The following is a 21,659-nucleotide window of genomic DNA, read 5'->3' on the forward strand; positions in this document are numbered from 1 at the left end:
AATAAAGCCTGTTTTCATTTGCCAAGGTGTTCTTTACAGAAGATGAGTTTCTGTTGGCTGTGTTCTTGTTAGTATTGGCCTACAGCTATCCTTCATACAGCTACCTGGACAGATAAAACGGGTATAACCTCTGTCCCTGTTCAGAACTCTTCATACTCCGCCGGGTCCTGATCCCACAGGCGTTTGTTATCTTTGCTGAATGCAGAGATCGTCTTCATCTGCTCCTCGGTCAGTTCAAAGTCGAAGATGTTCAGATTCTCCTGCTGGTGCTCCAGCGAACCCGCTTTTGGAATCGGAACGGCGCCCAGCTGGGTATGCCAGCGCAGAATCACCTGGGTTGGCGTTTTGCCATGCGTCTCGGCAATTTGCTTAATTCCGGCATCTTCCAGTACACTTTCGCCGCGACCACGACCGAGCGGACTCCATGATTCGGTGATGATACCATGCTTGCTGTGGGCAGCGCGCTGCTCTGCCTGTTCAAAATACGGATGCAGTTCTACCTGATTGAGCACTGGCGCTACGCCTGTTTCCCCGATAATACGCTCCAGATGCTCCGGCAGGAAGTTGCTGACTCCAATTGAGCGGACATAGCCGCGCTTTTGAGCTTCGATCATCGCCTGCCAGGCTTCTACATACTTGTCCTGCTTGGGATTCGGCCAGTGGATAATATACAGGTCAAAGTAATCCAGACCCGTACGCAGCAGCGATTCTTCGATCGTCACGAGCGCTTCGTCATACGCATGATGCCGTCCCGGCAGCTTGGAACAGATGCGCAGTTGTTCACGCTGTACCGAGCTTTCGCGGACAGCTCTGCCTACTGCACCTTCATTCTCATAGTTAAATGCCGAGTCGATCAGCCGGTAGCCAGCTTCGATTCCCTGTTTGATCGATTCGACGCCCTTGTAACCGTTAAGCGAGTAAGTACCCAGCCCAATTGCTGGAATGTCCAGTCCGTCATTCAGCTGGATAGTTGGAATATTGATTGACATGTATAATGTCCTCCTTTCTTATTTACCATACATACCCAATTAAACCAACGACCTGCACAAAGAAACCCGCCTTCCTGTGAAGAAGACGGGTGTACATGTATTGAAGCACCTTTTAGATAGGCTACTTGAATAGATCATTTGCCTGAATCTGATCTCTCTGTTGCAAGCAGTGTATGCTGTTCAGAGCGTAGCGCTGTGCTGCAACAAACTATTCCTGTTGGGCAACCGGCACGGTTATCGCTTGATTGCCTTGGTCCAGAATCCGCCATGGAATTCACGCGGCTCGACCATAATCACAAAAGCTTTGGGATCGACAGCCAGAATACTTTTGTACAGATTATCCTGGTTTTTGCGCTTCGCCAGAATCTCCATCATGATCCGCTCGCCATCACGGCCCTGTCCGATCCAGGAAGTGACACCATATCCTTTGTCCCGCAACACTTCAACCAAATGGTAATTCGGTGCATCGCTGATGACTTTGACCGTAATATAACCCAGTGCAATCTTCTCCTCAATCCATGAACCGAGCAGAATCCCCATCCCATAACCAATCGCGTACACGATCAGACTCACTACCTGATCCAGATAACTCAGCACCATATTGAGTCCCATTACATAAATAACGACTTCAACCGTCCCGATGCTGGCGGCTACATACTTTTGCCCTTTCAGCGTCAGAATCGTTCGTAGTGTATACGCCGTAACATACACAATCTGAATCAGAAAAATAAACAGCAAAATTTTAAGCATAATGAGGTAAAACACCTTTCCGGGATAATCCCTTCGACTTGGAATTCTTTTCTGCCAACCTGAACCTCGTTACAACATCCAACAGCCCAAAAACATCCTTTTTTCGGCTGCATCTCCGGTGTAGAACCTCCGCCGACTGTCTGAATCAGTGATAGAATAAGAACATAAGTTCCCTTAAATGGAAAATATAACACAAAGGAGTGGAATACAATGTCCGTCATTTTACCACTGAGCGAACAGTATAGACAGCGGCTGCGGCAAGCCTCCTGGCGGATGCAGTACCGCGCCAAGACCAGATTATATCACGAACATTTACCCTTGAACGAGCAAGTTAGCCATCTTTCTGTACAATCCGATGACATCGATGTTATTCTGCTGCGGGAGTGGATAGATACGCTGCCTTCCGAGCAGGGCCGGTTGATCATCACCGGTCTATATCTGGAAGGACGAAGCGAGCAGGAACTGGCAGCCCGGCTGCAAATCAGTCAACAGGCGGTGAACCGATGGAAGCGCAAAAGCCTGGAACACCTCTCCCGGACGAACAATTTGTAACCCTGCTGGAACTGGCGCGCGGTCCGAATGGACAGTCGTCTATGCTGGAACTGCTGGCTTATTATGAGCCGGAGATGCGCCAGCTCAGCCGTTATATGCCGATGGAACGAGAAGATGCAATGCAGGCGCTGCGGCTGGAATTGATTGAACTGTTACAAGAAAATAACCAGCAACAAGGCTAGAGCAGTAGCCATTTGGATTTCTGCCCGCTTGCAAGTAAAACCTCCTGCGTACAGAGAACAGAGAGTATAATAGACATACTTTCAAATCCCGGAATGCGCAGGAGGATGAATATACATATGAGATTGAATAGATCGAACTTACTGCGATTGATACTTTTGCTGGCTATATGGATCGTACTCGCTAGAATGTTCGGGCTGTTTACGCACTTTTCATTGGCAGGATTATGTCTGTTTGCCCAAACGTTATGTATTCTGCTGCATGACGAACTCAAATTCAGATATCCGGAGAAATGGACAGCTCGTTTACTACTCGCCTGCCTGGCTCTCGGTATTACCGGACTCAGCATGTTTAATGCCTGGCAGCTGGAGGATACCGAAATCTGGTTCAAAGCATTTGCATTTCTATTTTCCCTTGTTGTCGCCTACGTATGCATCAAAATGCTGCTAGAGACGATTCGGGACAGGCACAGTGATACATAATGACATCATAGAAGCTCGTTTATCGCGTATCGAGTGAGCCTGCATTTATACAGCCAAGCACCTTATAAATAGTGAAAAGAGAGCATTCCGGGAATGCTCTCTTTTTGTGTTCTTATCATCCGTTCCTCTATTTACCACTTACTGCTTCGGCGGCTGTAACACTTCCTTCTCTACTTCTTCCGGCCAGTGCAGCTGCACACCACCTTCGGTCAGCATCTCCTGATAGCGGCTCACATGCTCACTGGATGCGTACACTTCCTGCGGGGTCAGATCATGCTGAATCGCATAGGCTGCCAGATAACCGGCTGCTTCCCCGATATTCCATTCCACGGGATGCAGACGATAACAGCCGCCGGCGATCTGGGTCATGCTGATATTTTTGCAGGCTGGCAGCAGGTTTTTCATCCGTACCGGAATCAGCGCACCGAGCGGAATCTCGAATGGATAGTTGGGAATGTAGAACGTCCGGTGTGTCTTGACCGTTGGATGCAGATCGAGCGAGTAGCTGCCGATGCCTACACTGTCTTCATAGCGCTTGATCCCCTGCTCACCGCGCAGCTCCTTGCTCACATCATGCTCGGTGATTGTGTACATGCCCTTGATCCGGCGGGATTCGCGGATATATGGCGCTTTGGCGAGTCCATCTGCTGTACCGACAATATCGCCGCGCAGCCGGATACCCGGGTAGCCTTTGCCGCCATCCAGACGAGGAGCTTCGGTCTGCAGCCAGTAGACGAGCGACAGGGTGAGCTGACGGGCACTCTCCAGATTCGGCATCCGTTCCTGCAGCGGCACGCCGGTAACCGGGCCGGCATAATAATCGTTCATCGCCCAGTTGAGCAGAGATACTTCGGCACTCAGCTTCTCGGTCCAGATCGATGGATCGACGATGCGGCGGTAATCCCACAGCGACGTCACACCCTGTTCATTCGGCAGCAGGGTGAATTCCTTGAGCTTGGTCGTATCATTCGCATCGGTCGCATACCAGCTCAGAATCGGATACTCGGAAAAGGACGGTGTGTACTGACGCCAGAACTCGTACTCTTCCGGCTTATCGATCGTAAAGTCGCCGCCTTCGATATAATCAACTGCCGCTACATGCGTAATCGACTGCATATCCAGTGGATCGGCTTCTTCCAGTGCATGGGGTTCATCGGTCTGGGATCTGGATTCGGCGCCGCTCACGTACTCTGTACCGGACATCGGCAGCAGATCGCCTTCATCGGTACCATCCAGATAATATTGACCGATCAGGGTGGTATATTTCGGACGATAATGGCCCAGCCGGTTTACAGTTATAGAGCGGATCATGTCATGTTCCACATCTACTTCAACCGGTACCGTCTGGTACAGCACTTCGATACGCTGCGTATTTACATAGACTGCGAGCATATCTTCAAGCACCTGCAGCGCGATTTTTGGCTCATGTGCCAATCGGCTGACCCATCCGTTACCCGGGTTGAGGATCGGATTGGTCAATGCTTCCTCGGTAAGCGGGTAGTTGTTGCGGTAATATTCCCTTACCCGCTCCCGGAACTCGATAAAGGTCCCCGGTGCACCGATTCCTTGCTCAATCCAGCGATGTTCATCCGGTGGAACCGCTTGGGAAGTGAGCTGTCCGCCGAGCCAGTCTGTCGGTTCGGTGAGAATAACATGTAGTCCCTGCTTGGCGGCAGCGAGCGCAGCGAGCGTGCCTCCGAGACTTCCTCCGATAACGATAACGTCGGCTTGTATAGTATGTGGGTTCATGGCTGAGATCTCCTTTGGGTACGATTTGGCATGATTATTGGGGCATGACTGCCATCTTTTGGATCATTGATAACGTTTTTATTTTCCATCTTTGTATCATTTATACCAGTTACAGGATATGAAGTTCAAGTTTACAGCTATCTATGCAGCAGACATGGCTGGAGGCTTTGTATTGAGTATTCCTTGCCTTAGTAAAAAGCAGACAATACGTCTTAATCTGCATGTACATTCAACCCAACCTCGAACATCCGATTCCAAGGCATATAACAATCCAGAATACGCACGGAGTGCCCTTCCTGCTCCAGATGATCACGGATAAATTGCTCCAGTCCTTCGCGAACCATCTGCGAGACCTGTCCGCGCGGACCATCGAGCAGGAATTTATCCAGGCCGAGTTCCTGAATCGGTCCACTACTGAGTGCTTTGCGGACAATCGAATCATAGCCCAGATCCTCTACATATCGCAGCGCCAGGAAATTCAGATGCTCCCGGGTCCGGCCGTAATGCAGATAGATCATTGACTGGGCGATCACGGTACCCAGCGTATTGGAGCTGGTATTCCAGCCGGCATATCCTGCCAGACGATACAGAATTCCACGCTGACGCAGCAGGCTGAGCAGTTCCAGATCGCCGCCATTGGCATAAGCAATATCTGCAATCGCTACAGCAGGTCGACTGGTCTGTACGGGTACGATGTTACCGTCAGCTTCTTCCTGCACTACCGTATCAGTATGCTCTGCTGTAAGGATGTCAGAAGAAGATCGATCCAGCAGATATCCCGCATATTCGACCAGTTCAACGAGGGTACGCTCGGTATCGTAGCCAGCCGAAGGGTTGCCCTGATTGACCGCTTCGCCCATCTTTTCCCCCGGTGTGTTCAGCAGCAGCACCAAATCCGCTTCGGACTGCGAGGAGACAACCATACCTCCGGCTGCGATAATCTGGTATTTGAGTGTCTCATACAGACGCCGGTCTTCATATGCCTGTATAATATGCGGTCCCTCGATTGATCCAAATCGCAGATATACCGAAGGCACCGCTGCCTGAAAATGGTTCACCATACGTGCCATCAGCGTACAGCCCACCTCGTCCGCTCCCGGATACATGTATGCACGCAGACCCAGATGTTTCTCGCGAATCGCTTCCCGAACCAGCCGTTGGTCTCTGGCTGTATATCCATACGGAGCGGAATCATCCTGCGGGAAAATCAGAAAATCGATAATCCCTTCCTCCACATACTGGAGAGCGAGCCGGTTGGCTTCGCGGTTCACCGCACGGCGCCCCAGATAATCGATTAGCACTTCCTGCGGCAGCCGGGCATTAATATCTCTTAATTCTTCCTGTTCTGCGGGATCAAGCCCCTGCTCCTCATCCAGATGTTCCAGATAACCTTTACGAAAAATTTCCCGGCCCCAGTCGGCATAATAGTCCGGTTCTTCATCCGAAGAAGAATACTGCGGACAGCGCATAATCAGCTGAAAAGCATAAATGATCAGATTCGGGTTCTGTTCCTTGAGATGACGCAACTGATCCATCCGCCGGGCAATCTCTGCCTGATCCAGTTCATGCAGACGAGAAGGCACAATGCCTCCATACAGCAGAGTATCCAGTGACAGGACAGCGCCCTGGGCACGCAGGCATTCCAGTTCGGTCCACGTCCATAGACGTGCCGTATCGGCAGGCTGCTTTTTGCACCCCATCCATTCCAGCGGAGGACGAACGACTTTATAATCCGTACTTTTGCCCAGCTTATAGGGGAAATTATAATTGCAGGGACGCTCATCCAGTGGGAGAATCACGATTTTACCGTTTTTGCCATGCGAAGAATTCATGATGATCCATGCTCCTTTGAACTATGTATTGATCGGTATGCGGCTATCCATAACCTTGATTGCAGCATACCGACCGGTTACTGTTTTTATCCATCTGCATCTTTGTCTGTGTCTGTTTGCGGAATCCTGCGAGATGTTATCAATTGACGACCATACCTCGCAGCTCGATATACAATTATAACCATAGATAAAAATATCTGTATTTACATCCAATCATATCGAACGGAAAAAGTAAAATTCTGCACCAGCATGCAGCTGATCTGGCCACGCTGCAAGAATACAAGTTTATGATGCATCGCATTTGTTCACTGGATGTACGTATCTCCGATCACAGTTCCCTGCTGTCCATACGTATCACCGGTCACACTTGATGGAGCCTGATTATTGCCATAGATCAATTTGATATCATTCAGATCAATACTGCCCCAATTTCCATCCTGATCTACTTCACCGACCACCAGAATGCCTTCGTATTTGCCCGGCTTGACTGCGATCGGGTCTTGCAGCAGATCGTATGGGTCACTTTTGAATCGGTACATTGGAGTAATGGTTCCTTGACCGATCTTGATCCAGCGCTTGCCCTGCAGTCCGTAGATCGTATAGTTATGCATAGATGGAGCCATCGAGAAGCTGGAGATCTGCACACCTTTCAGACTGACCGGTGATGGGAAGGACAGACCAAATGTGCCGCCTGACCATAATGAATAGCCGGTAGTCATATAACTGTCGATAACCGAGTATGGATCATAGGCCGGTATCGGTTCTGCGCTGCCGCTGGCAATCGTTCCGGCAGGAACTGCTCTGCTGATATTCGGCGCGGTTGCACTGCCTATAACTTTTCCGGTTGGATTAACCAGCTGTCCGTTAACGCTGGCATTGACCCGGAACGTATACTCTTGTCCATTGACCAATCCGGTGACAGGATAGCCTTTGTACGCTTCGGCGCTCACCTGCATGGTTCCACTAACCGGGTAGATCACAGATTCATAAGTAACCGTATAATAATCGGCGTTCGGTACAGGATTCCAATGCAATGTCACCTGATGATCTCCACGCTCGGTCCATAATCCTCCTACGGTAGCCATATCCGAATCCCACAGAATCTCATACGTCTCGACCGCTGTATTGGTCGAATTCACGTGTATGGAGATGCGATCGTACCAGTCCGGTGTAATCGGGATCGGGTCCAGCACATACGGGCCAATCCGTGCAGCCAGATCATAGGATTTGTGTCCGATCTCGGTAGCCACTCCATCTTTCCATCCATAGGCAGTATACGTAAGCGTCGTATCTGCCGGCACGGCAGGCAGCACCTGCAGAGAAGTCATATAGGTCGTCGATGGCATCTGGATATAATAATTAAGATCTTTTACATATCCATAAGCCATCGATCCCCAGGTACTGTTCATATTTCCATCACCCATTTTGTTGTACAGCCAGCTGTTGTCCCATTCATTAATTCCAAATCCGGTTCCACCCGGGAAGAAGCGGGAGCTTGGAATAATGATCGACATATCGACCGACCGGTTACCCTCACGTCCGTTCACAACCGGTACAACAATAGCATGGTAGACCCTGTCCTTTTCCAGCCCCGGGATAATAAAATAATTGCCTGGCTGCCGGTCGGATGGCTTGAGTTCTACCTGATCGGTATACTCTCCAAACTCCGGTCCGTATTTGACAACATATTTCTCGGCACCTGGCACTTCATCCCACTGCAAAGCCCCCTGCGTGTTCTGCCCTGGCAGTACATTGGCATTGCTTACCCGTGACAGCTCCGACATCAGATAGATCGTCGTTACATTAACAGCTTTGTTTGGATCTTTATTGAAAAAGTTGATTCGGATACTCTTGTACCATCCTGGTGTCATCGCCCGCATATAGTAGGCATAGCCCGAAGGATCTTCCCAGGCAGACTGCATCTCATCGATATCACGCCATTCTCCGTCAACCAGCCCTTCCAGCCTAAAATCCGTCGTGTTGCTCCCACTATTCAGAAACGTCTTGAATCCATTCAGATAAAGGGGATAAGGAAACTCCAGTGTCATCGTGGCCTTGTTGGTATCTACATCCCAGCCACCGCCAGCTGTGATCCGTTCCCAGTCATCGCCATGTAATTCACCGGTAGGTGTAATAATTCGGGTAACTGCCGGAATCGGCATCACGTCCATTTTGCTAAAGTCCTGCTGCTGTTCTGCTGCATGGATCACTCCTGCAGGAATCATACTGCCGAGCATCGCCCAGATCATTAATACAGATATAGAGCGCCATAACCCCTTGTTTCGCTTCATGTGATAGCCTCCTGGCTCATAATGGTATAGGTGTGTCTGTGCTGCCTTACACCAATGCGCAATTTGTAGATTCTGCGATACGCGATACAACCCGTTTCTGCCATTTCTCTATTTTGGCGAGAGCACCTGCCGGAGATCGTTTTGTCGTGAAGCTGTCTGGAGTGCCGGACAGACTCTTTGTGAATTCCCCCCTTTTCCGATTTCATAATATGCTGCGTACTTGTGCAGAAGCCTGAAAACACCCTTTTGGAACAGCTGGTCGAAGGTATGATTATGTAAATGGCAGCACAGAAAAGGATAAGCGAAGCGCTTATCCTTTGACTGCACCGGCCAGGCCTTCCATGTAGTAACGCTGGGTGAACAGGAATACCAGAATAATCGGAATAACCGAAATGATGGTACCTGCAGCAATCCAGCCGAAATTATACGAAAACTGACCATTCAAATATGTGAGTGCCGAAGCGAGCGGATATTTCTCCGGATCATCGAGAACGACAATCGGCCAGAGGAAATTATTCCAAAAAGCCATCACTTCCAGCAGCATGATAACGGCGATGCCGGGTTTGACCAGCGGCAGGACCAGCTGCCACCAGATACGAAGCTCGGATGCACCATCCATTTTCCCCGAATCCCGAATCTCGGACGGGATTCCCTGGAACGTCTGACGCATCAGGAAAATATTAAATACCGATACAGCTGCCGGCAGAACGACACCCAGATAGGAGTTGCCCAGATTCAGCCACTGGATCGTCAGATAGTGCACGATCATCGCGGTAGCGGACGGTATAATCATTGTTGTAATCAGCAGTGCGAATACCATATCCCGGCCTTTAAAACGGAACAGCGCCAGCGGATAGGCAGTCATACAGGACAGCACGATATTGAATACCACACCAAGCACCGTAATAATGAGCGTGTTCATAATATATTTGGGGAAGTTCATATAGCTCCAGACCTGCACATAATTACCAAAATCAATAAAGGTAGGCCAAATGGCTGGCGGGTTGGAGAATACATTACGACCCGGCATGAGCGAGACGCTCAGCAGCCACAGGAACGGTCCGGTCATGAGCAGAGCCAGCAGCAGGAGCAGAATATACGTAAAGGTATACCGCACTACTTTGCGCACACGACGGGCCATCCTGACGGATGACACCGTATGGCTACGGGAATGTTCCATCGCTTTGTTCATCAGTAGCTCACCCCGCCTCTCCGGTTCAGCCGGAATACGAATATGCTAAGCGCACCGACAATCACACTCACAATCAACCCGAGAGCCGATGCATAACCAAAGTTGAACTGTTCCAGACCTTTCTGGTAAATATACAGGCTGGAGGTTAGCGTAGCATTGCCCGGTCCACCCTGGGTCAGTACGAACATCTCGTCAAAGACACGAATCGCGCCCATCAGCGAGATGAGTGTACAGAACAGGATATGCGGACGCAGCAGCGGCACCGTGATCCGCAGGATGACCTGCCAGCGGCTGGCACCGTCGATCATCGCTGCTTCGTACAGCTCTGACGGAATGCCCTGCAGTCCAGCCAGATAGAGCACCATGTAATAACCAAGGCCTTTCCACATCGTAATGAACATTAGCGCATACAGTGCTGTGCTGCTGGTCGACAGCCAGCCGACCTGCTCCTGGATAATGCCCAGCTGCATAAGAATATAATTGACGACTCCATTGTTGCTGAACAGCCAGCTCCACATGAGCGCGACGGCAACCATGGAGGTGACGACAGGAATATAATAGGCCGCCCGAAATGCCTTGATCAGCGGCAGTCGGGTATTGACCAGAATCGCCATCAGAATCGAGAACACCTGGATAAAAGGGACAATCAGTACATAGACCAGCGAATTCCACAGTGAGGTCAGGAAGCTTTTATCCTGAACTGCTGTTACATAATTTTCGAATCCTACATAGTGAGTCTCGCCGATTACCGAGTAATCGGTCAGAGACAATGGAATTCCGTAGATGATCGGCCATAATACAAACACAGCGACAATCAGCAATCCGGGAGCCATGAAGGCCCACGCGGCAAACGTCTCGGTTCTCATCCATCTCATTATGTTCGTCCACCGCCTTTGGAGGGTCAGTATCTTGCCTTCATTGCAGAACCATACTCTGCAGATGCGACCGGGATTTAACGAAAAATGACTTCACCTAGATATGTTCCTGTATCTGTTCCTGTTGATATTTTATTGTTTGAGAACCTGATTGACTGCCTGCTCTGCGGCATCAAGTCCTTGCTGCGGATCTTTGCCATTCAGGAAAATCTCCTGCAGCTGCAGAGCGATTGCCGAGTTCACATCACCTGCATTTGGTACACCGACCATATAGTCGACCGCTTTGTCCAGACTTTCGGCTGAAGCGACTTTGGCCTGGGATTCCAGCTTGTTGTCATTCTGGGTAAAGAACGGGTCCTTGATCGATTCCTTGGTGCTTGGCAGCGTATTGGCTGCTTTGGCAAAAGCCGTCTGATTGGCAGCGTTCGTCAGGAATTTGGCAAATTCTGCCGCTTGTTCCGGTGCTGCCGATTTGGCCGGTACAACCAGGTTCATCGTGTTGGACAAGCGCACGTCCGCTTTGCCTGTCGGCAGCGGTACAGCTACCGTATTCTCATATACATCCGGTGCTGCTGTTTTGATAAAGTTAATAAAGGTAGGTCCTGCAATCTCGAACGCAGTTTGTTCACTAGAATAATACTGGATCTGCTTGTCAAAGTTGGCATCTTCACCAACCAGTACCCCTTCCTGGATCAGCTGCTGCATGCGTTGGATCATCGACAGGGTTTCCGGCGTATTGAATGCCGCTGCCGTTTTGTCTTCATTCAGGATCGAGATACCTTCTACCGGGAACAGTCTGGCTGCAAATGTCAGCGCATAGCCGTTCGCTCCTGTTTTGGCTTTGACCTGGCGGGCCCATTCATTTAGTTCATCACGCGTTTTCGGCGGATTCTCCGGGTCCAGACCTGCCTGTTTGACCAAGCGGGTATTCATGTACAGTACTTCCGTACCGGTATACCATGGCAGGGCATACGGCTTGCCGTCCAATACAGTGGAATTAAAGATCCCTTCAAAGTAAGAACCTTTCTCTTCATCGCTCAAATAAGGCGTCAGATCGGCAAGTGCTCCCTTGGATGCCATCTGATTGGCAAATTCTGTGTTCAAATTCACTACATCCGGTACGTTGCCACTGGCAATTCCGGTTAATAACTTATTAGAGATGGCATCATATGGATAATCGCTCCATTCAATCGTGACGCCGGGGTGACTTTTTTGGTATTCTGAAATCAGGGTATTAAAGTATTCATTAAATGTGGGCTGAAGCGCAATCGTCCAGAACTTAATGGTAACCTTTCCCTTTTCCTCATTCTTACTCCCGGTATCCGATCCGCACGAACTGAGCACAGAAGCGACCAACACAACGAGCAGACACAGTATCGTAAAGCTTTTGATCTTCTTGTTCACTGTCTTCATTCCTTTCATATGTTATCCAGCTTCCTTAGGCTCTACCGTTTCCATACTCTCGATATGTAACACATAACGGCAAAAAATAATTCTATACTTTTTTTCTACCCTTGACACGCATTATAGCAAATTAGGCAGTAACAAAAAAGGGATGTACAGGAATTAAAAGGTAATATAATAAGGAGTATCTTGATCTACCTTGTCCAATACTCAGCAAAGAAGGTGAATCGCATGCAACCTGCATGGATTATCGTAATGGGGATTGTTATTGTTATTCTGGCCGTGATTAGCTGGATTCTTCACTCCTCCAAAAAAAGGATCAAACCGGCAGCCAACGAGACGCTGTCACCACCTTTCACGGCGAATACGTCTGAATCCCATAATGGCAGTAAACCAACTGCCAAGCCCCATAACGTTGTTGAATTGGCAGCCTTTCGTGAGCGTCGTTCCCATACACGCCGCAAAACGGATACCAATAGCAAACCGGCAGAGTTATCCGGACGTCCAGCTGTTGTCCGTCCACTGCCGCTGTCGAAGAATGGTCTGCCACCATCCAAGTTGCGTATGCAAAAGTGCTCTTACTGCAAAAAAGAGGTGAATCATCTGACCTTTTATGCCAATGATGACGGTAGTCTCGTAGGTGTATGCAAGGATTGTGAGCCCATTGCCAAACGGCGTGACCTTTTACCGTTATAAATAGAAGGAATCTACTCTGATACTGATACAATCCGAATTTACTTGGAAATAGGTGAAATCTATGCAGCAATCTCATCCGGAGTATTTGCCGGAAACAACAACCGACTTACCCGTACCCGCTGATTCCTCTACTCAAGAATCGGAAAGTACCGATTACCCGGGTTCCAAAATCTGTTCCCGCTGCGGTGAGCTTCACCCGCTGTCGCATTATGCCCGGCGAACAGGCCGCAAATCCGGCAGAAGTCAGCGCCGCGGTACCTGCCGAAGCTGCCGCAAACAGCTTAAAAATCAGATCAAGGATACACCCGAGGTAAACTCAGCTACGGATACGGTGCAAGTGCAGGTACAACCGATATCAGCTCATGCTTCCCATACCGTTCCGTCAGCGATCCAGCCTTCTCCGGCTCCGCAGCCGACTGCAAGAGCTACGCATATTACAGCGGTCCGTCCCAATCGTCAGCTGCCCTCTATCGACCAAAAGGATATCCGTGGACAGGGACTGGATCTGTCGATACTGCGCCCTACCCGTAAAGGGATTGTCTACATGCGCGGACGCACGGACAAAGGACGCCGCTGGCACCAGGAAAGCGATCTGGAGACCGCCATTGTGCTCGTCCGCGAATATGCGGCAGTGGTCGTCAATCCGCATACGATTCGCCGTCTGTACAGCAACCGCTCTTTCCGGCGGTATATTCTGGAACGTGACCAGTATACCTGCTATTTCTGCGGCGGATATGGCGATACGATCGACCATCTGCTGCCGCGGGCTCGCGGCGGCCATACGACACCGCTCAACTGCGTATGTGCCTGCAATCTGTGCAATCAGGCCAAAGCCGATCACGACCTGTCCCATTTCATCCAGCCGGAATGAACAGAATGCTGATTAACTGTTCCGGACCATATAATCAACGATTGGTTCCAACAAAAAAAGCAGCCCTGTGCTCTGTACTCACCGTACAAAGCCGGGCTGCTTTTGGTTATTTTGATCAGATCGCTGCTATTCCCATGGATAATCCGTTGTCAGATAATCGGCGAATTCCTTGCTTTCTTCCCGGCGCTGACGGCGCATGGCCGCCCGGGAAGGTGCGGTTTCATGAAGCTTGCGCTCTTCTTCGGTCTCCGGCACCACAGTAGGCACCTGCACCTTGCGCTTGCCTTCCCCTATTGCTACAAAAGTCAAAAAGGCGGTGGCTGCGATATTTCGTTCACCGGACTTCAGATCCTCCCGGATGACTTTGACGAATACTTCCATCGAGCTGCGACCGGTCCAGGTCACAAAAGATTCCAGCGTAACCGAATCCGACGGATTAATCGGATACAGAAAGTCCACCGAATCGGTAGACGCAGTGACCGTATCAACCCGGCACAGCTTGGAGGCAGCAATCGAAGCGATATCATCGATATAGGACATCAGCTTGCCGCCGAATAACGTATTGTGATTATTAACATCTGTCGGAAACACGCGTGCCGTCTTGAAGCAGCGTGTTTCCCGTACATACTTGGTCGCTGCCGGTTCGCCTGAACCTGTGGCAGATTGATGCAGATTGTCATGTTTCATGGGTTGATCTACCTTCTTTACGTTGAATATTCTGGTTGTCAGGATTACTTATCATTCAGGACTGCCTATCATTCATGATTGTCTTCCGGGTGATTTCTGAACAACCTCATGGATGGTGTACCCGGACGTTCTGTATCGGTGGACGACGCTTCCGGCTGCTGGGCCAGATCGGATATTCCGATAATCTCCTGCACATCCTGCAGAAAAGCATCCAGTCTCGCAGCTGCCAGCATCATCGCTTCTTCCAGCTCCGGCAGATGAATCGGAGGATTGATCAACCGGCGGCGGACCTGCTCCAGCATATGAAAGCTCTCGTTCTGGGATTGCAGCGCAGCAAGTCCCTCTTCGGGAATACCGGTCAGCAATTGTACGCCTTCCCGGTGACGGGCACTCATCAGCTCCCAATTTTCCATCAGCAGCTTTTTGTGCAGATCCAGCTCATCCCTATAACCGAGAATAGCGTTTCGCTGGTGGTGAATCTGATCCAATGCCGTTCTTACCTCTGTAGTGAGCATATTCGCATGACGGTACTGCTGATCATGTTCATCCAGCGCATCGGCAATTTTCGGCAGCAGCTGTTCGACCTGGAACTGCAGCTCCTGCATTCTGGCATAGCGATCACGCTGTTCCTGAATATGCACTCTGGCGTACTGCTCCCGCAGCAGCTCTACTTCCTGCTCATACCGTTCCGGCTGCAATTGCAATTGTTCCAACTGCTGCGGAGCCAGCGTCAGCATCTCACGAGCATCATCACGGTAACGAATCAGATCAGCAACCAGACTGCGAGCCTCCCGTATATGCTGCTCTATTCTGCGAATACTGTCTATATCTCCACGAGCCAGCAGATTCGGCAGATGTTCTGCCTCGCTGCGGGCCTGATCAAGCATAGGGAAAGGATTGTCGGTATTTATCATCAACTGCTCTTGTTCGATCTGCCAGCGCAGCTCCCGTTCGGCATGTTCAATATCGTCTAGCCATCGCCGGCTCTGCTGCTCTGGAGATTGTCCGGATAGCTCGTCCACTGCTCCATCCCAGCTCTGCCCAGCAAGTTCGGAGTTTTCCACAAGAGGGTGAGAATTATCTGCTGTTACAGAACTATGGCCATACTTCAGCCATTCCTCAATCTGAACTGCTTGTGCATTCAGCTGCTGCTCCAATCCCTGCAGTTCCTTTGCAGGCCGGGTAGTAGAGAACAGCGAGATGTTCCGGCTATCAATACACTGACGCAGTCGGTCCAGCTGACTGGAATACTTCTGTATGTCCAGTTTACGGGCTGTTATCGCAGCAGCTGAAAATCCGCCAAGCATACCTTTGTCCAGTGAACCGGAAGAATCGGAATGGGACAGGCTGCCCAACCGCTCATTCCACTCGTCCACTCGTGCACGAAGTCTCTTCTGACGGCGATGCAGTTTCTCGGAAGCGACGGCTCGCACAATCAGCAGGACCAGGAGGGCTGCAGCTACGCATCCTCCTATAATGTAAAAGCTCACCTGGCGCAGAGACTTACCATTCTGCTCGGATAGAGGCAGCTGTCCGGCTGCAGACAAAGCTGAACTTGTATCCGGATTGGAAATGTCGCCGAGTCCATTGAGGTAATCACTAACCGCAATGACTCCACCAGCCAGATCTCCCTTTTTGGCATAAGGTACAAACTGGCTGTCGGTCACCCCGGCGATACTGCTTGCATTGCTGCGGGCAATCCGCTCTGACAGTTCCTCGTTATCGAATACCAGATGCACATAATTAGGGTCGGTCGTAATCATGAGCAGCAGCTGATTATCCGAGAATCCAGCCTGTTCATACACTTCGTTAGCCAGCTTCATCCCCTCTGACTCACTCATTCCCGTGCCGGTAATCACGTACAGATCATAGGTATGATGATCCAGTCTGGCATTCATTCGGCTGATATCCTCTTCGGCAAACAGGCTGGCATGATCCATAATATGACCTTTCTGTTCTGCCGCGAGTGCACTGCCTGGATAAAGGCATATATTTACTGCAAGCAGAAGCAGCAGGATCACCGGCATATACCGAATAGTTCGTGGCTTATTGTTCATGATCGTTCCTTTCTCCTCAGAAGCGCTTCACAGGGAAGACTTTCGCGGGAAGAATCGGCTTCCGAATTGTCTGTATACGTTATTATGATACAATTATCGGTATTAATGAAGAAAATCGTTTGTGAGGAGGAGCGTATTCCCCATGTCGATAGAGACTACTGCTATTTTACCAGAATTATTATCCTTAAATACCGGTATGCCGGTCAATGTGGAATGGGATGGAAAAACCGTATTCACCGGATTCATCAAAAAGCCGGTTCCACATCCTGTCAACATCTCGTCAGATGGACTCGAACAGGACGGGCAGGGCGATCTGAAAAATCATGGCGGTCCGGACAAAGCCGCCTGTGTCTACTCGGCAGATCACTATCTCTGGTGGAGCGAACAGATGAATCGTCCTTTTGAAGCTGGTGCGTTTGGAGAGAACTTTACCGTGAGTGGACTGCAGGAACAGAATGTACGCATCGGCGATGTCTACCGGATCGGGTCGGCTGTTGTACAAGTCAGCCAGCCCCGTCAGCCCTGCTTCAAGCTATCTGCGTATCTGGAGCGCAAGGAAATGATTATGCGCGTACGGGACACCGGCTATTCCGGCTTTTATTTCCGTGTGCTGGAGCCGGGTCAGGTTACTGCTGGAGACCGGTTTGAATGGATATGCCACGAAGGCAATGGAACAACGATCGCAGACTGCAATCAGGTGCTGTATCATGAACGCGGAGACACTCCGCTGCTGCGCCAGCTGTTGAATGAGCCAGCACTTGCCTCTTCACTGCATAAGCACCTCAGCAAGCGTCTCGGCTAGGGAAGGAGAGTACTCATGATCATTCACAAAGGCGAGACTTTGTTCCGTCAGGGAGAGAGCGGGCCACTGTACCGCATCAAAAGCGGATTGTTCAAGATAGTGCGTCTGCACGAGGACGGCAGTATGTTTTTATTTAATATCATCGTGCCCGGCGAGATGATTCCGCATCATTCCCTGATCAGTCCGATGAATTATCACGGCACAGCGATTGCGCTGATCTCGGGAGAAGTCGAGATTGTACATGCGGCTGAATGGTATGATCAACTAAATCGCGATCCTGCCCGATATCATGAAGTGGCTGCGCTGCTGCAGGACAAGCTACGCATGATGCAGCAGCGAATCGACCAGCTCACCCGGGTTACCCCGGCAGACAAGCTGGAACAGCTGCAACACTGGTTTGCTACCTATCTCAAGGACATCCCGATTACCGAAATTATTACCCAGGACGAAATCGGCCAGCTGATCGGACTCCGGCGCGAGACGGTAAACCGACTGCTGCGCGCACAGACCAAAAAGCAGGACTCTTCCATTTCATAGGAGGAGTTCTGCTTTTTTATATGCTGATAGATATGATTTTAAAATAAAGCCCAACCATGGATGGTATAGAATTTTCGCTTCGTCCATTGATTTGATCTATTTCTGGCTCAGTTAGCCTTCTCGCCTGCCTATTTCCCGCTTGCTACCAGACTCGCTGCAGGGCCAAAGAATTCATAATGCCGCTGCTCCACAGGAACTTCCAGCTGATCCAGTGCTGTATTGACCGCCTGCATGAAAGGCAGTGGACCACAGAAATAGTAATCGGCGTTCAGATCAGGCACCATTTCCTTGAGCCAGTCGGGCTGTAGATACCCTTCATAATGAAAGGCTTCATTCTGTCGGTCCAACTCGGTCGGTGTACTGTAACAATAATAAGCAGACAGATCAGGGCATTCACTCGCAATCTCCTCTACCTGACGGCGCATCGCGTGCAGCTCACTATTGCCTGCCGCATGGATAAAGGTAATGCCTGCTCCCGATGACTCGGCAGCGAGCGAGCGCAGCATACTCATCATCGGTGTCAGACCGACGCCACCGCTGATCAGCACGACCGGACGACCCTGCTGGCGCTGCAGCTGGAAGTCTCCTGCCGGCGCGGATATATACAGCACATCCCCTTCCTGCACCTGTTCATGCAGATAGACAGACACCTGCCCTGCCGGACGAACTTCATCGCCATCTTCACGCTTGACGCTAATGCGGTAGTAAGGTTGTCCCGGTCCGTCAGACAGACTGTACTGACGGATCTGCTCATATGGCTGTCCCGGAACATGTACCTTGATGCTGATATATTGACCCGGCTCGAACGCAGCCAGTTCGCCGCCATCCTGGGGCACCAGGTAAAAGGAAGTAATGACAGCACTCTCCCGCTCTTTGCGCTGTACCATAAAAGCACGGAATCCCTCCCAGCCCCCTGGCTGCTGTTCGGCCTCCTGGTACATCTCCTGTTCGATTCCGATAAAGACATCTGCGATAACGCCATATGCTTTGGCCCAGGCATCCAGAATCTCCGGTGTTGCCGCTTCACCGAGCACATCCTGAATTGCCTGCAGCAAATATTTGCCAACGATCGGATACTGATCCGGACGGATGCCCAGACTACGGTGCTTGTGGGCAACCTGCTTGACGACCGGTAGAATCTCTTCCAGCCGGTCGATATGCAGCGCCGCCATATAGACCGCATTCGCCAGCGCAGTCTGCTGCCGTCCCTGCTTTTGATTGGCGTGGTTAAAAATATTCAGCAGCTCGGGATGCGCTTCGAACATCGTCTGATAGAATCTTTTGGTAATATGTACCCCTTCGGTCTCCAGTACAGGTACAGTCGACTTGATCACTTTAATAGTATGAGCATCCAGCATTCTGATCTCTCCTTTGTTTTGGTCATTACAGCTAGCACGGATGGCAGTTGATCTTCTACAGCTGCTACCGGCATAGGCAGACCGGATAATAGTCACAAATTAATATTAATTTCAGATATCTCAAATTCTATTCCCATTCTATGACATCTCAAGTGATTGAGATCACACTAAACGTTAACGTTCGTTCACAATTACGAATCATCCCCGGATAAGACCAATACAAAAAAACCATCCCCAAGGTGGACGGCTTTTGGCTTTTTCATTTCAGGTTCGGGCCTAGATGCTCATATCGAAGCGGCTGCCAATGCCCATATCTGCCAGGCTGCGATTAGCCTGTGCCTGCTGCTTTTCCTGTACTTTCTGGTTCTCTTCCTGTGTTTTCTTCAGGGCATCCAGCGCAGCCTGCTGGGCAGACTTAGTGGAATCGGTAGAGTCCATAGATGAAGAACTGCTGCTGTCGGATGAATCAGAGCTGGAACTTTTGCTGGCCTGAGCGATCTGGCGTTCGACTTGCTGGATCTGCTGCTGAATCTGTTTGATTTGTTGTTCACTGTCTGTGCTTTTTTTGTCTGTACTGGATTGCAACTTGGTGAGCTGTGCTTCCAGCGCTGTTTTCTGTTTTTCCAGCGCGGATGTATTACTGGTGGATTGGGTTGATGTATAGGCCACTGAAGAAGTGGATGAGATTTGCATGGATAAACACCTCGGGTCCGTAGATTACCCCTATCCTTATACCAGTATTCCCTTTTTGTTTATCGGCAGAACACGTTAATTTTTGTATATAAACAACAGAAAATAACCATACCACCCGGACTAAGATCCAGACAGTATGGTCATTTTTAACAATAGGACATTCTATGCAGGCAGAGCGATTATGGGTACTGCAGAGATGTGTTTTGTGCACCCGCATAGCTCAAAGCATACTGTTTGGCAGCAGCAGCACTCAGTACAGAATAAGAGTAGTTACTGGACGGCTTCCAGGTAGTCACCGGCAGATTGGCTGTAATCGCCGGGGATGAACCGGTATCCTTGAATTGGCCGCTCAGTTTGGTACTTGGATCAACATTGACGATTGCATTATCGCCAGCTGCATTAAACGCATTACCTTCGGAATAGACTTTGGCATTGGTCGCTACAGTGAAGCCCAGTTTGTAGTTCTGGATCAGGTTGTTTTTGACATGGAAATAACCATAACGCATCAGACCCGGTGCGCGTGTATAGACGTTATTGAAGTAGTTATTGGTCATCGTCAGATGCGGCAGACCGGTATATTGTTTTACGCTGGCATTGTCATCGTTAGGCCATCCCAGGATCAGACCATAGCGATGGTTCGTGAATTTGCTGTTGGAAATGGTGATATAGTCTGCTCCGCTGCCCACATACATCAATTTATCCAGATCATGTCCATTCGGATCGTATCCATGACCTTCGAGCGTAACATGATCGATCCAGTAATTCTGTCCATTGTTAATATACAATGGGATATCATTATTTTCGTTAATATTTGCCGTATGAGCAATCACCAGATTCTTGAAGATTATATTGCTTGAGCTGCCGGTTGTTGTCAGATAGACATTGGTCAGCTTGTTATTATTGTAAGCGCCAACAATTGTTTTGTTGGCTCCCAGGTTAACAATCGCTTTGCCGGAGGAGCTGATATTTCTGCCTACGACAACCGTTTTTCTTTGGGTGTCTCCTACCTGCTGCTTCAGTTCGTCCAGTGTATTTACTGTAACTACAGCGCCGCCGTTACCACCTGTCACCGCTGATTTGGCTTGTCCGTATTCATTCTTGGCATTGCCTGCGAATCCGGTCAGACCCTGCATAGGATCCGGATAGTTGCTGGCTGCCTGGGTCGCCGGAGCATGGAAAGCACTTCCCAGACCGATACACAGAACGGCAGTGAGAATCCACCGGGGCGTATGTAGAGATTTAATATTCAACTTTTGTACCATGGTATGTCCTCCTTTATTTGATGCATAATAGATTAATTTCGTATAACAGTAAATTTATGCATCTATTGAATTTTAAAGGAAATGTTGGAGATTGTGAATGCTAGAATATAGAAGATTAACAGTCCAAACGTATATCTAAAATAAATGGTTAATTATTTGACTATCAAAGCGTTCTGGATAATATCATATTAGGTGGTATATAAGTATTGCGAAGTAGTGGATGATCATATTTATATCCAGTTCAATATGATACAACATCCAAAAATGGTATTATCTCTTTCATATTACACAAAAAAGATACTCTGTTTGGTCAGAGTATCTTTTCGTACGAGTCTCCAAAATAAGACTCAATATCAAATATTGGAATACAGGAGTTATTCTAATCGTTTCCTTGTCTCGT

20 protein-coding genes are annotated in these 21,659 nt (G+C 49.6%); 7 read left to right on the forward strand and 13 right to left on the reverse strand.

The window, feature by feature from the left end; all coding sequences use genetic code 11:
• Nucleotides 1-140: 140 nt before the first annotated feature.
• Nucleotides 141-989 (reverse strand): aldo/keto reductase, encoded by an 849-nt coding sequence (locus H065_RS0101215; RefSeq protein WP_017811179.1) that lies wholly within the window; start codon nucleotides 987-989, stop codon nucleotides 141-143.
• Between the two features lie 234 nt (nucleotides 990-1,223).
• A complete protein-coding gene (locus tag H065_RS0101220; RefSeq protein WP_017811180.1) occupies nucleotides 1,224-1,739 on the reverse strand; it encodes a DUF2179 domain-containing protein in 516 nt (171 codons plus the stop codon).
• A 210-nt stretch (nucleotides 1,740-1,949) separates the two neighbouring features.
• On the opposite strand from H065_RS0101220, the gene H065_RS0101225 reads away from it, so the two are divergent.
• The 3 genes from H065_RS0101225 to H065_RS0101235 all read left to right on the forward strand — a co-directional run bounded on the left by H065_RS0101225 (nucleotide 1,950) and on the right by H065_RS0101235 (nucleotide 2,953).
• Nucleotides 1,950-2,291 (forward strand): sigma factor-like helix-turn-helix DNA-binding protein, encoded by a 342-nt coding sequence (locus H065_RS0101225; RefSeq protein ID WP_017811181.1) that lies wholly within the window; start codon nucleotides 1,950-1,952, stop codon nucleotides 2,289-2,291.
• Entirely contained in the window at nucleotides 2,243-2,473 is a 231-nt protein-coding gene (locus H065_RS0101230) for a hypothetical protein (RefSeq protein ID WP_017811182.1), read from the forward strand. Before H065_RS0101225 ends, H065_RS0101230 begins: the two co-directional genes overlap by 49 nt.
• 117 nt (nucleotides 2,474-2,590) lie before the next feature.
• On the forward strand, nucleotides 2,591-2,953 hold the full coding sequence (locus H065_RS0101235; protein WP_017811183.1) for a hypothetical protein: 363 nt from the start codon (nucleotides 2,591-2,593) through the stop codon (nucleotides 2,951-2,953).
• A 138-nt stretch (nucleotides 2,954-3,091) separates the two neighbouring features.
• Here H065_RS0101235 and H065_RS0101240 read toward each other — a convergent pair whose 3' ends face one another.
• The 6 genes from H065_RS0101240 to H065_RS0101265 form a co-directional block, all read right to left on the reverse strand.
• Nucleotides 3,092-4,702, reverse strand: coding sequence for an FAD-dependent oxidoreductase (locus H065_RS0101240; RefSeq protein WP_017811184.1), 1,611 nt, complete (start codon nucleotides 4,700-4,702; stop codon nucleotides 3,092-3,094).
• Nucleotides 4,703-4,914: 212 nt separating this feature from the next.
• Nucleotides 4,915-6,534, reverse strand: coding sequence for a DUF4127 family protein (locus H065_RS0101245; RefSeq protein ID WP_017811185.1), 1,620 nt, complete (start codon nucleotides 6,532-6,534; stop codon nucleotides 4,915-4,917).
• A gap of 305 nt (nucleotides 6,535-6,839) precedes the next feature.
• Nucleotides 6,840-8,825 (reverse strand): fibronectin type III domain-containing protein, encoded by a 1,986-nt coding sequence (locus H065_RS0101250; protein WP_017811186.1) that lies wholly within the window; start codon nucleotides 8,823-8,825, stop codon nucleotides 6,840-6,842.
• A 310-nt stretch (nucleotides 8,826-9,135) separates the two neighbouring features.
• The gene (locus H065_RS0101255) at nucleotides 9,136-9,966 is read right to left on the reverse strand and encodes a carbohydrate ABC transporter permease (protein WP_407944419.1); all 831 of its coding nucleotides are present in this window, start codon (nucleotides 9,964-9,966) and stop codon (nucleotides 9,136-9,138) included.
• A 50-nt stretch (nucleotides 9,967-10,016) separates the two neighbouring features.
• Complete coding sequence (locus H065_RS0101260; protein WP_017811188.1) at nucleotides 10,017-10,892, reverse strand: carbohydrate ABC transporter permease; 876 nt, start codon at nucleotides 10,890-10,892, stop codon at nucleotides 10,017-10,019.
• Nucleotides 10,893-11,024: 132 nt separating this feature from the next.
• Nucleotides 11,025-12,314 carry an ABC transporter substrate-binding protein gene (locus H065_RS0101265; protein ID WP_017811189.1) on the reverse strand — a complete coding sequence of 430 codons (1,290 nt, stop codon included), beginning with the start codon at nucleotides 12,312-12,314 and terminating at the stop codon, nucleotides 11,025-11,027.
• Nucleotides 12,315-12,527: 213 nt separating this feature from the next.
• Here H065_RS0101265 and H065_RS0101270 point away from each other — a divergent pair, with 213 nt between their 5' ends.
• Entirely contained in the window at nucleotides 12,528-12,992 is a 465-nt protein-coding gene (locus tag H065_RS0101270) for a hypothetical protein (protein ID WP_017811190.1), read from the forward strand.
• A gap of 61 nt (nucleotides 12,993-13,053) precedes the next feature.
• Nucleotides 13,054-13,863 (forward strand): HNH endonuclease, encoded by an 810-nt coding sequence (locus tag H065_RS26770; RefSeq protein WP_051058670.1) that lies wholly within the window; start codon nucleotides 13,054-13,056, stop codon nucleotides 13,861-13,863.
• A gap of 126 nt (nucleotides 13,864-13,989) precedes the next feature.
• Here H065_RS26770 and H065_RS0101280 read toward each other — a convergent pair whose 3' ends face one another.
• Both H065_RS0101280 and H065_RS0101285 read right to left on the reverse strand, forming a co-directional pair.
• On the reverse strand, nucleotides 13,990-14,550 hold the full coding sequence (locus H065_RS0101280; RefSeq protein WP_017811191.1) for an acyl-CoA thioesterase: 561 nt from the start codon (nucleotides 14,548-14,550) through the stop codon (nucleotides 13,990-13,992).
• 68 nt (nucleotides 14,551-14,618) lie between these two features.
• Nucleotides 14,619-16,607 carry a TPM domain-containing protein gene (locus H065_RS0101285; RefSeq protein ID WP_017811192.1) on the reverse strand — a complete coding sequence of 663 codons (1,989 nt, stop codon included), beginning with the start codon at nucleotides 16,605-16,607 and terminating at the stop codon, nucleotides 14,619-14,621.
• A gap of 142 nt (nucleotides 16,608-16,749) precedes the next feature.
• On the opposite strand from H065_RS0101285, the gene H065_RS0101290 reads away from it, so the two are divergent.
• On the forward strand, nucleotides 16,750-17,409 hold the full coding sequence (locus H065_RS0101290; protein ID WP_017811193.1) for an MOSC domain-containing protein: 660 nt from the start codon (nucleotides 16,750-16,752) through the stop codon (nucleotides 17,407-17,409).
• A 15-nt stretch (nucleotides 17,410-17,424) separates the two neighbouring features.
• The gene (locus tag H065_RS0101295) at nucleotides 17,425-17,946 is read left to right on the forward strand and encodes a Crp/Fnr family transcriptional regulator (protein ID WP_017811194.1); all 522 of its coding nucleotides are present in this window, start codon (nucleotides 17,425-17,427) and stop codon (nucleotides 17,944-17,946) included.
• A 128-nt stretch (nucleotides 17,947-18,074) separates the two neighbouring features.
• Here the strand turns inward: H065_RS0101295 and hmpA are convergent, their stop codons facing one another.
• The 3 genes from hmpA to H065_RS0101310 form a co-directional block, all read right to left on the reverse strand.
• Entirely contained in the window at nucleotides 18,075-19,304 is a 1,230-nt protein-coding gene (gene hmpA / locus H065_RS0101300) for an NO-inducible flavohemoprotein (RefSeq protein WP_017811195.1), read from the reverse strand.
• A gap of 276 nt (nucleotides 19,305-19,580) precedes the next feature.
• Nucleotides 19,581-19,997, reverse strand: coding sequence for a FlxA-like family protein (locus tag H065_RS0101305; RefSeq protein ID WP_017811196.1), 417 nt, complete (start codon nucleotides 19,995-19,997; stop codon nucleotides 19,581-19,583).
• Between the two features lie 179 nt (nucleotides 19,998-20,176).
• Nucleotides 20,177-21,259 carry a pectate lyase family protein gene (locus tag H065_RS0101310; RefSeq protein ID WP_017811197.1) on the reverse strand — a complete coding sequence of 361 codons (1,083 nt, stop codon included), beginning with the start codon at nucleotides 21,257-21,259 and terminating at the stop codon, nucleotides 20,177-20,179.
• Nucleotides 21,260-21,659 lie beyond the last annotated feature (400 nt).

It is taken from the genome of Paenibacillus shenyangensis (assembly GCF_000346635.1).
GTDB classification, from domain to species: domain Bacteria; phylum Bacillota; class Bacilli; order Paenibacillales; family Paenibacillaceae; genus Saccharibacillus; species Saccharibacillus dauci.